The organism is Leeia oryzae DSM 17879 (assembly GCF_000376945.1).
GTDB lineage: Bacteria > Pseudomonadota > Gammaproteobacteria > Burkholderiales > Leeiaceae > Leeia > Leeia oryzae.
Window position 1 is genome coordinate 69,525 of the sequence record NZ_AQXU01000019.1, and the last position, 14,498, is coordinate 84,022.

Annotated in this window: 10 protein-coding genes; 4 read left to right on the forward strand and 6 right to left on the reverse strand. The window is 51.1% G+C overall.

What is annotated here, in order from left to right:
- The first annotated feature begins 1,102 nt into the window (after nt 1-1,102).
- From F552_RS0106055 to F552_RS0106065, 3 genes are all read left to right on the forward strand, one after another.
- Nucleotides 1,103-3,808: an HD domain-containing phosphohydrolase gene (locus F552_RS0106055; RefSeq protein ID WP_169333572.1), complete on the forward strand. Its 2,706-nt coding sequence runs from the start codon at nt 1,103-1,105 to the stop codon at nt 3,806-3,808.
- 269 nt (nt 3,809-4,077) lie between these two features.
- Nucleotides 4,078-4,407: a hypothetical protein gene (locus tag F552_RS0106060; protein WP_018150836.1), complete on the forward strand. Its 330-nt coding sequence runs from the start codon at nt 4,078-4,080 to the stop codon at nt 4,405-4,407.
- A 66-nt stretch (nt 4,408-4,473) separates the two neighbouring features.
- Nucleotides 4,474-5,097: a glutathione S-transferase family protein gene (locus F552_RS0106065; protein ID WP_018150837.1), complete on the forward strand. Its 624-nt coding sequence runs from the start codon at nt 4,474-4,476 to the stop codon at nt 5,095-5,097.
- Nucleotides 5,098-5,295: 198 nt separating this feature from the next.
- Here the strand turns inward: F552_RS0106065 and F552_RS0106070 are convergent, their stop codons facing one another.
- From F552_RS0106070 to F552_RS0106095, 6 genes are all read right to left on the reverse strand, one after another.
- Nucleotides 5,296-6,666 (reverse strand): sigma-54 interaction domain-containing protein, encoded by a 1,371-nt coding sequence (locus tag F552_RS0106070; protein ID WP_018150838.1) that lies wholly within the window; start codon nt 6,664-6,666, stop codon nt 5,296-5,298.
- Complete coding sequence (locus F552_RS19980; RefSeq protein ID WP_018150839.1) at nt 6,663-7,847, reverse strand: PAS domain-containing protein; 1,185 nt, start codon at nt 7,845-7,847, stop codon at nt 6,663-6,665. Before F552_RS19980 ends, F552_RS0106070 begins: the two co-directional genes overlap by 4 nt.
- A gap of 36 nt (nt 7,848-7,883) precedes the next feature.
- Nucleotides 7,884-8,900, reverse strand: a complete 1,017-nt coding sequence (locus F552_RS20920; RefSeq protein WP_026182436.1) for a methyl-accepting chemotaxis protein — start codon at nt 8,898-8,900, stop codon at nt 7,884-7,886.
- Between the two features lie 196 nt (nt 8,901-9,096).
- The gene (locus F552_RS0106085; RefSeq protein WP_018150841.1) at nt 9,097-10,632 is read right to left on the reverse strand and encodes an APC family permease; all 1,536 of its coding nucleotides are present in this window, start codon (nt 10,630-10,632) and stop codon (nt 9,097-9,099) included.
- A 19-nt stretch (nt 10,633-10,651) separates the two neighbouring features.
- Nucleotides 10,652-12,172: an aldehyde dehydrogenase gene (locus F552_RS0106090; RefSeq protein WP_245546662.1), complete on the reverse strand. Its 1,521-nt coding sequence runs from the start codon at nt 12,170-12,172 to the stop codon at nt 10,652-10,654.
- A 360-nt stretch (nt 12,173-12,532) separates the two neighbouring features.
- Nucleotides 12,533-13,486, reverse strand: coding sequence for an SDR family oxidoreductase (locus tag F552_RS0106095; RefSeq protein WP_018150843.1), 954 nt, complete (start codon nt 13,484-13,486; stop codon nt 12,533-12,535).
- A 98-nt stretch (nt 13,487-13,584) separates the two neighbouring features.
- On the opposite strand from F552_RS0106095, the gene F552_RS0106100 reads away from it, so the two are divergent.
- Nucleotides 13,585-14,478, forward strand: a complete 894-nt coding sequence (locus F552_RS0106100; protein ID WP_018150844.1) for a LysR family transcriptional regulator — start codon at nt 13,585-13,587, stop codon at nt 14,476-14,478.
- Nucleotides 14,479-14,498: the final 20 nt, after the last annotated feature.

The following is a 14,498-nucleotide window of genomic DNA, read 5'->3' on the forward strand; positions in this document are numbered from 1 at the left end:
GGTCTTGGCAAAGGGCGCCGTGCAAAGAAAAGCCACCAATGATACTAGTAGTATGGCTAATGCCTTGTGTCTTTCAGACCGGTTGGGACGCATTTTCGAAATGAAAAGCGACGTATTTTGTCCGCCAGGCCCGAGACTTTGATCATGGGGATACGCATTCACTTAAATACCACCCTTTCCCGTCAAACTGCAGGAACAGCGGATGAATCGCGATAAGCAAGAATGGAGATTTAGCGCTTCATTTGTATGTCATATCATCACACAATACGATAATGTTGTCCATTGCATTAATACCCAAATCGGGTAGAGGCTGTGCTGTAAATCGTGGAACAACGGGGCGTAGATACCGGACCGCATGTGGTATCAGAGCGCATAAGTATTTGCGCTTGAATCAGCCACAGTATCATTTTCGACCCTAAATGAGAGGGGGTTGCGAAGGTTGATCAGGGTTTAGATACCGCAAGGATAAGCCCCATGGTCTGGCTCCCAAGGATGTATGTGGTTTTGTGAGTGACGTAAAAAGGCGGTAAATAAAAACCACAATGAAATACGCGCCTTCACACGTTCTTTTTGAAATATTGATCAAATACACCTTAGTCCTGTCAGCGTTGTCCGAATAGCCTCGTCCAGCGGGGTATGCGGCTCTTGCCCCAGTAACGACACCAGTTTGGCATTGCGCATTTGCAACGGGGTTTTCCATAAATAGCACAGCTTCAGCATTTATTTGATGGTAGGTTTGAACCGTGCCAGCGCGGGCATCAACACCATGAAAAAGCCTTGGCCTTGAGGAGGGACACGCGAGCGATGGTGGCGGCATCAACCGTGTGGTTTAAATAGAAATTAACTTGCGTTTTTTGCGAACTGATCAATACTGAATGCATATGCTAATGCATATGCTAATGCATTGGTATTTCGGGCATTTGTTAGCTTCAGCTACTTCAATACCCATTTTTCTGCCGCTGCTAACTACATTTAGCTCCGCCCTCCTGACCGAAAATCAGCGACAAGCCCCCAATTTTTTGCAACGCGCAGTTTTAGCCTATATTCATAATGAATGTGATTACAGGCCAAAAGGTTAACCATGATAAGAATTCGTAGTTACATGCAGTTCCAAATGGGTGGTTTGGTCCTGATAGTGGGGCTGTTGTTCAGCTTAGGAAGCTACGCTGTGCTGAGTAAAATGGCCGAGAATGATTCGGAGAGGGCGTTACAGCTGATTACCGCTGAATCTGGAAATGCCGTCAATCATTTGCTCCAGCCAGCGGCGACCTTGTTAAATCTATTGTCCAATGTACCTGACCTTAAAACGGGTAGCGAACAAGATTGGGTGTATCGCCTTCCTGCACAGGCGTCATTGCTGCGCGATAACAAAATGCTGAATAGTGTTTATGTGGGTGGGCCTCAAGGTCAATTTTTGCTTTTACGCACCCTCAGAAATCAAGAAGATAGAAATCGCTTTAATGCACCTCCCGAAGCGCGCTGGGAGTTACAAATTCAAAGAATCAATAAAGAAGAGGGTGAAGACCAGTACTGGGTGAGTCTGGATGAAAAGTTGAAGGTTCTGGGGCGGCAGCGTGCAACTTTTGGGAGTAAATTTGATTCTCGTACCCGCCCCTGGTATCAGGCAAGCAAAGAGCGTGATGGGGTACTGCGTACCAAAGTGTATCAGTTTTATTCAACTGGAAAGTATGGCGTTACCCTTGCCAAATCCATGGGGCAGGGTTGGGTAATAGCTATGGACATTATGCTCGACTCTATCGAGCCTGAGCTAACGAGATTGGCAAAAGCGTACACGGCTCGTATTTCCTTGCTCGAAGAAAATGGTGTGACCATTTCCACTGATCATGGTGATAAAGACGGGGTGGCGTTCTTTAAGTCACTTGTGGATACGAACCAGACAGGTGCAGACAGTACATTCAAGTGGATGGTTGACCCTAAGGGACAATCATGGTGGGTAGGCGAGGCAATCGTCCCGCTAGAACAATTTGCTGGCATCAAGTTGCATATTGCCGTGCTGCGTGACAAGTTGCTGGCCAAAGCTCTGTATTTACGCAATTTACTGTTGATTGCAACGTTGGTACTCACCGTTCTTACGCTATTGATTGCGCACCGAAATGCAAGCCGGTTCGCTTCGGTTTTCCAGGTGTTGGCAGAGCGGGCAAGTGCACTGATTAATTTCGACTTCAGGCATTTCAAATTTACAGGTACATCTATTAAAGAAATTGCTCAGTTGGAAGATGGTCTTGAACAGGCGCGTAAAACTTCATCGAACTTCTTGCATTTATTAGAAAAGGTATCCCGAGAGTCTAATATAGAGAAGTTATTGCCCTTGGTGCTGGAGGAGACCAGTGATGTTGCACAAGGGGAAAATGCATGGCTCTATATCTATGATGGCACAGAGTGGGTCTTGCGTGCCCAGCGCGGAGACGCTGTAGACAGAGATTGGCTGCCAGAGTGGTTAAAACTGCCAGCTAATATACGTAGCGATAATCCATCTACCGTCATCTCTGTTGAAGACCATTTTGCGATGATGATACCGCTTGCGGGACGACGAGGGCAAAAGCTTGGTCTTTTGATTATTGAGCGAACCTCTCCTTTCAGCGAGTTGCATCAAAATTTTGCTGTGGCGCTATCCGGCTTTGCTGCGCTAACCCTGGAATCCAGGGAGATGATTGCCCAGCAAAAGATGCTGTTCGAATCCTTCATCAAATTAATTGCGGAAGCCGTCGATGCCAAAAGCCCGCACACTGGTGGTCATTGCCACCGGGTGCCAATTTTGACCGAATGGCTGGTCGAACTGGCCTCTGTTAGTGAGGCACAGTGTGTTGCCAACTTCAAGCTGGACAGTGAGATGCGTGAAGCGGTGCACATTGCCGCGTGGTTGCATGATTGCGGGAAAGTGGTAACGCCGGAATATGTTGTGGATAAAGCCACTAAACTTGAGACGCTTTATGATCGAATTCATGAAATTCGGATGCGATTTGAGGTGTGTAAACGAGAGGAGGAACTGGCCGTTTGGAAATCAACATACCCTCAAGGACTGCCCGAATCGGCCACTGAACAACTCCTGGTCGAGTTAAAGACGCTGGATGATGACTTTGCTTTTATTGCGCAGTGCAACCTTGGGAGCGAGGTCGTCTCTGAAGAGGTACTTGATCGGATCAAAAAAGTGGCGGCGAGAACCTGGACGCGTACCCTCGATGATCGATTAGGGCTATCTCACGAAGAACTAAAACGCAGAGCAGGCAGAGGTTCAGACATCTTGCCGACGCAAGAATACCTGTTAAGTGATCAACCTGAACACAAGATAGCCCGGCCGCTTTCTCAGTCGTTTAGTGACGACAACCCATGGGGTTTTAAAATGCAAGTGCCGGAACTGCTATATGACCGCGGCGAGGTGAAGAATTTGTCAATTTCTAGAGGCACCCTGACAGATGAAGAGCGTTATAAAATCAATGAGCACATTGTTTTGACGATCAAAATGCTCGAAGCAATGCCATTTCCACGGCATCTCGCAAATGTCCCCGAAATAGCGGGCGGGCATCATGAACGTACTGATGGACGGGGTTACCCAAGAGCCGTACCTGCCAGTTCTCTCAGTATTCCTGCACGCATGATGGCTATTGCCGATGTTTTTGAAGCGCTCACCGCGACAGACCGTCCATACAAGGTCGGTAAAACGATTGAGGAATCATTGGAAATCATGCACAAGATGGCGCAAGGCGGACATCTGGATCTAGAGTTGTTTGAGTTGTTCGCTAAATCTGAATTGCCAGCCCGTTATAAGAGGGAATTTCTTGGCAATTAAATGATTAAGTAATTGATTAAAATCATGCTGCACTCGGCTTCTTTGCCATCGCAGGGCGGCAAACGATGATGCGCAATTCAGTCTGTACATTGTTGAGTTGCACTTCAAACTGCCCCCACGATGAAGAACATCAGTTTGTAGCGCTATTCATATATTTTCAGGCAGGTCGCCAGTCAAACTGGCTGGGAGGCATCTCTATTGACTTTGCTATTAGCAGGCATAGAATGAAACAAGAGAAATTTTATGATTTCTAACCAGAGTTATAGCGCATGGCCAGCATATCACTCTCTTCTGTTAGCGCGAATGCCATCCTTGCTGTAGCACAGCAGAGGGTGGCAACGGACAAGCTGAATCTGCGTGTTGATGAACGGCAGGTCAAGCTGGATCAAGACCGTTTGGATAAAGATTTGCAGCGCGTCTCGGCCGAGAAAAAATTAGCTCAACAGGCAGTAAAGTCCGATGCACCGCAGGCGCTATCTCAATCGCTCGCACCGCGTGTACAAGCGGCAAAATTGGGGCAACAAACCGGCGTTGCTAATGCATCCGGAGCCATGGATGAACCGGTGACTATCGGCGGCATTATTAACACGCATGCCTGAACAAGGTTTACAGGCATACAACGCGCTCCTGAATTCCTCTCTCTTGTTTACTACTCATAGTCTGCCATGCTCACCATTCTTGGAAAGCCTACCTCCATCAACGTTCGCAAAGTGCTATGGACTTGTGCGGAAATTGGTGTTTCTTATGAGTTGCAGCCGTGGGGAGACCCGGGGATGCCTACCAGCGCGCCTGAATTTTTGCGCTGGAACCCGCGAGGGCTCGTGCCGGTGCTCCGCGACGGAAACGAGACCTTGTGGGAGTCAAACACCATTTGCCGTTATCTGGCCGGAAAGCATGGCCGCACTGACTTGCTGCCTTCGGCGCCATTACCTCGTGCACATGTAGAGAAGTGGATGGACTGGCAAGCTACGGAGCTTAATAATGCGTGGCGCTATGCCTTCATGGGGCTGGTACGCAAGAGTGAGGCGCATACTGACCCAAAGGCAATAGCCGCCAGCGGTTTGGCGTGGAACCAAATGATGGGCATCCTTGACTCGCGTCTAGCCGAAACGGGTGCATTTGTGACGGGTGATGAGTTTACAGTGGCCGATATTGTGCTTGGCCTGTCAGTGCACCGCTGGGTATCGACACCGATAGAGCATGCCGAGCTGCCTGCTGTGAATGCATATTACGAGCGCCTAAGCGAACGTCCCGGTTTCGTTGAGTTTGGTCGTAACCATGCATCCTGAATCACGATCTTTTGGGGCATCGCCTTACTTTCGCCTGTGCTGGGCTGTTCTCAATTCAGGTTTGTGAAGCAAGGTTGTCATCGCCAAGTTATTTGTTTGGGCGCGATACCATGCAACGCCATATTGGGTCTTGTATGATGAGAGCGCCAGATTTTGCCGGTCGCGAAAGTCGGGGTGCTGACAACAACGTTGAGCTGATTATGATGGACTGCTACCACCCTGCGTTTTTCTGACGATGGTACCGATATCCACGCCGAGCGCTTTGGCCGCTTTTCTTTTCGAGCCAAATCTGGCAATGGCATCTTGAATGACTTTCAGTTCATATGAAGAAACGATAGATTTCAAGTCTCCGACCATCGGGTCGGTACCTTGTGTAGCAGATGCTTCTTTCAAGACGAAATCCGGCAGGTGTTTGAGCTCAGCAACAGGCCCGGCCATCACCGATAGTTGCTGCACAATATTCTGAAGCTCGCGGATATTGCCGGGGAAAGAATATTCCATTAGCCGCATGCGGCATTCACTTGAAATGCTCAATGGCTCATCTCTGCCTTTATTCACGACAGCAACAAAGTAATCAAGCAGCTCATTGATCATCTCTTTGGATTCCCGGAGCGAAGGGACATGCAAAGGTACAACTGCAAGACGGTAAAACAGGTCTCTTCTGAACCCTCCCTCCGACACCATGCTAAAGAGGTCACGATTGGTTGCCGTGATGATTCTGACTTTGACACTATGATCTGTGGCCCCACCAACCCGTTGAACGGTACCAGATTCAAGGAATTTCAGCAGTTTGGCCTGCATGACCAAAGGAATCTCGCCCACTTCATCCAGAAATAAGGTTCCGCCGTCTGCTGCCTCAATCAGCCCTTTTTTGCCGCTTTGCAATGCGCCGGTAAAAGAGCCCCGTTCGTAGCCGAACATCTCGGATTCAAAGAGAGAATCCGGGATGGCGCCGCAGTTAACATGTACAAAAGGGGCTGCTTCATCGGAGATATAGGTGTGAAGATAGCGGGCAATCTCGGTTTTGCCAGCCCCGGATTCGCCAAGCAAAAGAACGCGCGCGTTTTGTATCATGGCGCGCTCGCCTAAGGTTAGTAGCTGGTTTAGCTGAGGGGAGATCCGACGCTGATGTACTAGGTCTGGGCGTACCTTTTGCTGGGACAGAAATTTAAAGGCGGGCTTGCTGTTGGGGTCACCAACTCTTTTTCTTTCGTGGTCAATGACGGATAAGTCACGCAACACAACAATGGTGCCATTGTTGTGAATGGAGTCCTGACCAATCCGCCTGATCGACGCGAGAATAAAACGACTTTCGCCAAAATTTAAAAGCAGTTCGGCTTTTCGGCCTGCACTCACCCGGGCAACGAGGTCTTCGATGTTAATGGCGGTTTTTCTGGCAATACGTGAGAAATGCTGATTTTTTAATGTTGTACCATCGACATTCAGCAGGGCGGAAAATTGGGCATTGAGATAAACAACATCTCCACCCTGATCAAGTACGGCAATACCGTCGGGTAATGCGTCAAATGCTTCCTCCAGGTTGATCGGCATACTTGCGGCCACATTCATTGGGCAGTCTCTAAGTTTGACGTGGCGTGATATTGATTACCCCTTGGCAACCATAGGGTAATCACGCATCGCCCATGGTCCAGCTCGCTGGAAGTGGATGCAATGGTTGCCTGGCACTTTAACGTCGTGCCATCGCGGCGTATGGCCGTAGCCGGAACTGGTGTTGCAATTCTTGCCGGTTTTGCGGTTTTCATGGCGATATCAATTGGCATGTCGGTGTTCAGGATATTATTGATGCCAATTCCGAGTATGTGTTCAACCTTCCAGTCCAGGCACCATTCTACCGCCGAGTTGGCACCATCAATCCGGCCATTCCCGTCTACCACAAGGACAGGGTCTGGTATGGATCCCAAGATATCGAGTGCAGAATTTGCCTGGGATTTTAGCTCGATTTCGCGCCTTTTCCTGCTGTTTAAGTCGCGGACGGTGCCCCAGAAGCGATAAAGCTGATGATCCCGAATATCCGCGCGCACATCGTTTTCAACAAATACATCAACACCATCAAAGCGATGGTCACGTGCCAATGCTCCGTCTATATGGAAGTCATTTTCAATCAGTTCACGGACAAATGATTCGTTTTCCGGGTTACGGGCAAAGACTTCTCGCACGTCATGATTATTGAGGTCATCGCCAATCGGAAGCCGGTACAGGCGTGACATGGCTTCATTGCAATATCGCCAGATGCATTGATTCTGGAAAATTTGCCGGATGATTTCATGCTCCGGGGCGGTCATATCTACCGGCTCGGTAAATTCAACGCAGTAACTTGCATCTCTGGCGGTGGAGATGATACTGGACAACACCTCATTTTCGCGCTCAAGCCGCTCGACATCTGCCAGCGCATCGCCAAGCGCCATTTTCACTACACTTAAGCAGCGACCATGTTCCGGGTCATCAATAATAGCCATGCTGGCGGCCAGCGCATAAGTGACCCCGTTACTGCCTGTCACTTTCAGTCCCAGCATGTGAACCGGGCTTTTGTCTTGACCAGCGAGCAAACCTTTGAACATCTGGCGAACGTCGTCCGGATAAATAAGCTTCGCGCTTGCGCCTGACAATTCGCCTGTTTTAAAGCCTAGATAAGCTTCTTCTGCCTGGGTTGCGTACACGATCCGGTCATCCGATGAAATGACATCGAACAATACCGGCGCCGTACGCCAAAATCTGGCCTGCTGGTCCATTATGCTTATCTCCTTTTGCCCTATGACGAACCCCGGCTACGGCTTTTTCATTGTTTGAGCATCTACCGCTTTGCGACGATCTTCAACCATCATGACAATTTCTCCCGTTGCATTGGCAGTCTGAAGTGCCAGTTTCCCGACTTCCTCTGCAACCACCGCAAAGCCTCGTCCCGCCTCTCCAGCACGCGCCGACTCAATCCCGGCGTTGAGTGCCAGCAAGTTGGTTTGCTTTGAGATATCCTTGATCACAGCTGCAATATTGAGGATTTGCTTCATGCTGTCTTCTACTCTGCTGCGTTCGACCACCTGCAGTGCTTCGGCTTCCTTTTCATCGGAAATATCCCGTAATGAGCCAGCAGAACGCAATGCTTTTCCTGCCTTGTCACGTACAGTGGCTGCTCTGTCCCTAAACCAGATGTATCCACGATCTTTTGTCCGCATCCGGTATTCGGCAGAGAATTCTTTGTCCAGATCAAGATGGTTTTTAAAGGCGTCTACTGCAAATTTAAAATCATCCGGATGGATGCATTTAATCCAGCTTTCCCAGTCATCCGGAAACTCGTCATGACTAAACCCAAGCAGCGCCCGATACTGCGGAGAAAATTTTACCGTACTTTCCGGATGGTCTGCGTCACCATCTACCAGGGTGCAAATCCAAAGACCTTCTGTTAACACTTCCTCGGCGAGCTTTAACTCGGCCATTTCGTGGCTAAGCTTGTCATATTCTTTCTTTAGGCCTAAAAAGTCATGTTCAAATTGAGCAGCTTTATGTTGTGCTTCTAAAAGTTGTTTTTCTGCATCCGCGCGCAGTAACTCTTTGCTTTCAAATGATTGCAAAAGTGAGTTGTAATTTTTTTCGGCATTTTCCAGTTGGGCTATTCTAGCTTGCTGGCTGGTCACCATTTTCTGTAACTGAACAATTGATGCAGTTATGTCTTCTGGTATTTTATCCCCAATACTATCCGACAAATTGACGCAAGGGTCCTTTTGCAAGACATCAAGCAAGTCTGATATCTGTGTCATTTGCTTTTGGTATGCTGAGCGTCCGAACATGCTCCCCCCTAAAAAACAAGCATCGTCTGTTGATTGCTTTATGTTGATACAGCTGTCAACAGACGAGCATTCTGTATATCAATCATCAATAACACCCAAGCCCACATAAAAATGCTTGCCGGCGGGTCAGGCCGGCAAGCATCTTCACGCGATATGTCTACACAACCCAGTGCCATACAGATGTACAGCCTGGATATCAGACCTCAGAAGTGGCCAGCTCAGCCTCGACGCCCGTATCAGCATCAGTATTGGCATTTTGCCGGGCCTTGCGGGTGATATGCCATGCGTCACCAGCGGGCGCATTGCTGTTGCGATGAGGCTTCTCCAGGAACAGATACAACCCGCCCGACAGGACGACAATCACCAAGGTGAGCAGCATAGAGTAGTTCATATACCATGGCGCATCTGGCGCACGAGGCCAAAGGATGTTAATGGTAGCCGCAACGCCATACACCAGCGCCAGGATGTTTACCAGCCAGCCCCAATGCCCCAGTGAGAACTGGCCTGCAGGGCGCCAGCCACGTAAACGCGCATACAGTGCACCCAAGACCACCATTTGGAAGGCGACGTAAATCCCGACGGCTGCGAAACTGACAATGATCGTCAGCGCATCCTGTACAAAGAAGCCAATGCACACAATCACTGCCGATACGACACCAGCCATGATCAGAGCAGCCGATGGAACGTGGTTTTTTGGTGAAATGCGTGCCAGTGTGCTACTGAAGACAATCATTTTGTCACGTGCATAGGCATAGATCAGACGGCTTACAGCAGCTTGCAGACTCAGAATGCAAGAAACATGTGAAATCAGAATGATCCCGTACACAACGCGTGAGCCAATCTCTCCAAAGTTGCGTGTCAGAATGGTGTTGATTGGGTCTGTGTCTTTGCCAGAGATGACGGCTTGCAAGTCAGGTACCGCCAGGATGAGGCCCAGACAAGCATAGATTGTCACTGGAATACCGATGTAAATGGTCATGCGCATGGCTTTAGGAATAGCCTTGCTTGGATTCGGCGTTTCTTCTGCCATATCGCCGCAAGCCTCAAAACCGTAGCAGCAGAACATCCCCACCAGTGCGGCGGCCAGGAAGGCTGGCAGGTAAGAGCCACCAGCACCGAAGCTGAAGGTTTCAACGATGATATGGAGAGAATGCAGACGACCGTAGAGCAGCAGATAACCACTCACCATCAGCGCGCCTGCAATCTCGCAGATGAAGCCAAACATGGCTACTCGTGCCAACGCCTTTGTCCCCAACTGGTTGAAGAGTGTCGAGCCAAACAGAAGCGCGAGCGCGATGACGGTTGTGTTAAACGGCGTGACCTTAAAGCCGAGCAGATAGGCAAAGAACGGGGCTCCGCCAACCGGTACTGCTGCAACGGTTGTAATCAGTGCCCACATATACACCCATCCGCTCATCCACGCCCAACGCGGGCCGACAAGGCGCCGTGTCCACGGATAGAGGCCACCGGCAATTGGAAACTGTGAAACCACTTCACCGAAAACAAGACAAACAAACATTTGGCCAATGGCAGCAAGCAGGTATGACCAGATGAATGGAGGGCCGCCAGCGGTCATGCCAAACGTGAACAACGTATAAGCACCTACAACGGGTGACAGATACGTAAATCCAAGCGCAAAGCTTTCCCACAGGCTCATGGAACGGTCAAAGCTGGGCGTATAGCCCAGGGCCTTGAGCTGCTCGTCGTCATTTTTATACTGTTGTTCTTGCATTGATGTCTCCTCTGATCAATTAGCCCAAGTGAATCCACACGGATTTGGTCTGTGTGTGTGCCAGGACAGTCTCAAAACACTTGTCACGTCCCTGACCGGACTGTTTATAACCGCCCCATGGCTGGGTCATGTCGCCATGGTCATAACAGTTCACCCACACCATGCCGGCCTCGATTTCTTTGACCATGCGGTGTGCCGTGGTCAGATTGGACGTCCAGATACCTGCGCCCAAGCCGTAAATCGAATCATTGGCAATCTGGATCGCTTCATCTGCCGTTTTGAAAGGCATGATGGTGGCGACCGGCCCAAAGATTTCTTCCCGGGCGATACGCATTTGGGGCTTTGCATCGACGAATAGCGTCGGAGAAACAAAATAGCCGGCGCCCAACGCGGGTGATAGTGGCTCGGCAAGTGCCTGGCGAGCGCCTTCCTGCTGGCCGACTGCAATGTATTCCTGAACCCGGCGTTGCTGCTCGCGTGTGACCAGCGGACCCATGGTGGTTTGAGGGTCTAGCGGGTTGCCTACCTGATAAAGCTCTGGTGCCCGTTTGATGAATTTAGCGACAAACTGATCATAAATTTTTTCATGCACCAGAATGCGCGAGCTGGCAGAGCAAACTTCGCCCTGATTGGCATAAATGCCATGAATGGCATAGTCAACAGCCACGTCAATATCTGCAACATCATCCATGATGATTTGCGGGCTCTTGCCACCCAGTTCGGTGGTGACGCGCTTCATGTTGGACTGACCTGCATAAATCATCATCAGCCTGCCTACTTCGGTAGAGCCGGTGAAGCTGATCTTGTCGACATCCATGTGCGAAGCCAGTGCACGGCCTGCATCTTCACCATAGCCATTCACCACATTGAAGACCCCGTCCGGCCCACCGGCTTCGGTGAACAGACGCGCAAGAAGCAGAGCGCTCATGGGCGATTGTTCCGCAGGCTTGAGCACCACAGAATTACCGGCAGCCAGGGCTGGTGCCACTTTCCATGCAGCCATCATGAGCGGGTAGTTCCATGGGGTAATGCACCCAACTACCCCAAGCGGCTCGCGCACAATCATATGCAGCGCATCCGTGCTGGTATTGGTGACGGCACCTTCGATCTTGTCGATGGTTTCGCCAAAGTACCGGAAAGTCAGTGCAGCAAAAGGCACATCACCCGTCAGCAGACTTGTAATGGGCTTACCCATATCCAGACAGTCCAGCAGCGCAAGTTCATCGCTGTGTTGTTCAATCAGATCCGCTAGCCGGTACAGTACGTCCATTCTGTCTCGCGGAGCCATTTTGGACCAGACACCACTGCGATATGCGGCGCGGGCGGCACTCACCGCCAGGTCGATGTCTTTGGCTGTGCCTAGTGACATGTTGGCAATGGGGGCATCGGTAGCTGGGTTGATATTGGTAAACCGGCCTTCATCTTGTGCGTCTACAAACTTGCCCGCAATGTACAGCCGCGTTTCGGGTTTTAGATTGGCTGCACGCTCGCTCCAGCCGTTCAAATCCAGCGCTTCCGCGTTGATGTTGTTTTCACTCACCTTGACACTCTCCAATAAACTGAATTTTTACGCTCTTTGATCGACAGCCATGATGACCACCGGCTATCGGTTTGCTGCCATGACGACATCCACCGCTTCGCAAAAAAAGCAGGGAGGCACAGCAATACATGGCAAAAAGCATGCCAGACGATAAGTTATTGATTTATATAGGAGTGAGAAATCCTGCTTTATTGAAATGATGAATATTTGATGCATGTGATGCAAATATTCATCATTATCTGGCCGGGCAGGCTGGTAGATTTCTTCGCTTGGCAAGGCATGAAGCCCATAAGGGAAAATGGCTGCTGCTACACCAATTTGCCAGTAGCAACCTGGCGCAGGCGACTGATGGTCATCCTGTCAGAGACAACCCAATCCAGACAGCGTCGCACGGATGGCATCATCCAACGGGGTATGCGGCTCTTGCCCCAGTAACGACACCAGTTTGGCATTGCGCATTTGCAACGGGGTTTTCCATAAATAGCGCAGTTCCAGCATCTCTTTGATGGTCGGCTTGAACAGCGCCAGCACGGGCATCAGAAACCACGGGAAGGACTTTACCTTGAGTGCCGGGTTGCCGGTGACACGAGCAATGGCCGTTGCCAGCGCGGTACCGTCCGGGTCCCAGTGGCCTTGCATGTGGAAAGTATCAAAGTCTGCCAGCTGGTCGTGCCGCTCCATCAGTCTGACCATGGTTTCTGCCACATCCGGCAAGTACGCCCATTGGTGGCCGATGCCCGCTTGGCCCGGGTAGGTGAGGGCGCTAATCTTTTGCCCCGGCTTGATCAGCGCTTGCGAGAACCAGCTATTGGCAACGCGCGGGCCAAAGAAATCCCCCGCTCTGACCACTAGCGATTGCACCCCAAACGCCGTGGCGGCCTGCAGGCGTTGTTCCATCTGTACCCGTAGCTTGCCTTTTTTGGTTTGCGGCTGCTGGGGGGATTGCTCGTCCAGCAGCGGGAAGGCATCTGGCCCATAGTTGTACACCGTGCCCGGCAGCAGAATGCGGGCGCCGGTCTGGCGGGCGGCGGCAATGGTGTTGTCCAGCATGGGTAGTACCAGTTTCTCCCAGTCCCGGTAGCCGGGCGGGTTCACCGCGTGGACAATCCACGTTGCCCCGGCGGCGGCATCCAGCACGTTTTGCGGGTTCATGGCATCCCCGGTTTTCCAGCGTATCCCGTCTTGTGTGTCGCTGGCGGGTAGGCGCCTTGTCAGCGCCGTTACCGTCCACCCCTGTTTCACCAGCCGTCTGGCCACTTCTCCGCCAATGCCGCCTGTTGCGCCAAGGACAAGTACCTTGTTGTGACTGTGCATGTTTGTATCCTCCTGTTCATCAATCGATGGATGCATTTTCAGGGTGATACGGGTTAAATACAATTGACGAAAATTGTGTATCTGCTATACATTTTTGTATGGATAAACATCACGTTAACTGGGAACACTACCGGGTTGTGCTGGCGGTGCTGGAAGAGGGCTCTTTGTCGGCGGCAGCCAGGGCGTTGGGACTTACCCAGCCCACCGTCGGTCGTCAGGTAGAAGCACTGGAGAGGGCGCTGGGCGTGACGTTGTTTACGCGCTCGCAAACCGGCCTGACCCCCACTGTCTCTGCACTGGCCTTAAAGCCGTTTGCCGAAAACCTGAAGATGACCGCCGCGGCGCTGGAAAGAACCATCCCCGCAGAGGCCAATGATGTACGCGGCACGGTACGCCTGACTGCGTCCGAAGTGGTGGGGACGGAAATCCTGCCGCCCATTCTGGCGGACCTGAAGTACGCCCACCCGGGGCTAAAAATCGAGCTGGTGCTGTCAGACCAGAACCAGGACTTGCTCAACCGGGATGCCGACATCGCCATTCGCATGGCGCAACCCACGCAAGACGTGCTGGTGGCCAAGCGTATCGGCAACGTCACGCTGGGGCTGTACGCACACCAACGTTACCTGCAACAGCAGGGTACCCCACAAACAGTGGCAGACCTGACCCAGCACAGCCTGATTGGCTTTGACACCATACTCCCGTACATGCGGCCGATCTTGGCACAGTTTCCCTTTCTGCAACGGGAGAGCTTTAGCCTGAGAGTCGACAACAGCGTAGCGCAGCTGGCAGCCATTCGTGCCGGGTTTGGCATTGGTATTTGTCAGGACCACCTCGCCCGGCGAGAGCAGGCGCTGGTTCACTTGTTACCCGAAGCGTTTGCTGTTGAATTCCCCGTCTGGCTGGTGATGCACGAAGACCTGAAACGCATGGCGAGGTATAGGGCGGTGTTTGAGTTTGTGGCGGGGAGGTTGGGGGAGATGGTTGGGAAATGAATTTAAGTAGAATGAGACTG

Bases quoted from the DNA above. Each gene is read 5' to 3' on its own strand.
- F552_RS0106065 (WP_018150837.1), top strand. From the start codon at position 4,474: ATGCTCACCATTCTTGGAAAGCCTACCTCCATCAACGTTCGCAAAGTG.
- F552_RS0106060 (WP_018150836.1), top strand. From the start codon at position 4,078: ATGGCCAGCATATCACTCTCTTCTGTTAGCGCGAATGCCATCCTTGCT.
- F552_RS0106070 (WP_018150838.1), bottom strand. From the start codon at position 6,666: ATGAATGTGGCCGCAAGTATGCCGATCAACCTGGAGGAAGCATTTGAC.
- F552_RS19980 (WP_018150839.1), bottom strand. From the start codon at position 7,847: ATGGACCAGCAGGCCAGATTTTGGCGTACGGCGCCGGTATTGTTCGAT.
- F552_RS0106095 (WP_018150843.1), bottom strand. From the start codon at position 13,486: ATGCACAGTCACAACAAGGTACTTGTCCTTGGCGCAACAGGCGGCATT.
- F552_RS0106100 (WP_018150844.1), top strand. From the start codon at position 13,585: ATGGATAAACATCACGTTAACTGGGAACACTACCGGGTTGTGCTGGCG.
- F552_RS0106055 (WP_169333572.1), top strand. From the start codon at position 1,103: ATGCAGTTCCAAATGGGTGGTTTGGTCCTGATAGTGGGGCTGTTGTTC.
- F552_RS0106085 (WP_018150841.1), bottom strand. From the start codon at position 10,632: ATGCAAGAACAACAGTATAAAAATGACGACGAGCAGCTCAAGGCCCTG.
- F552_RS20920 (WP_026182436.1), bottom strand. From the start codon at position 8,900: ATGTTCGGACGCTCAGCATACCAAAAGCAAATGACACAGATATCAGAC.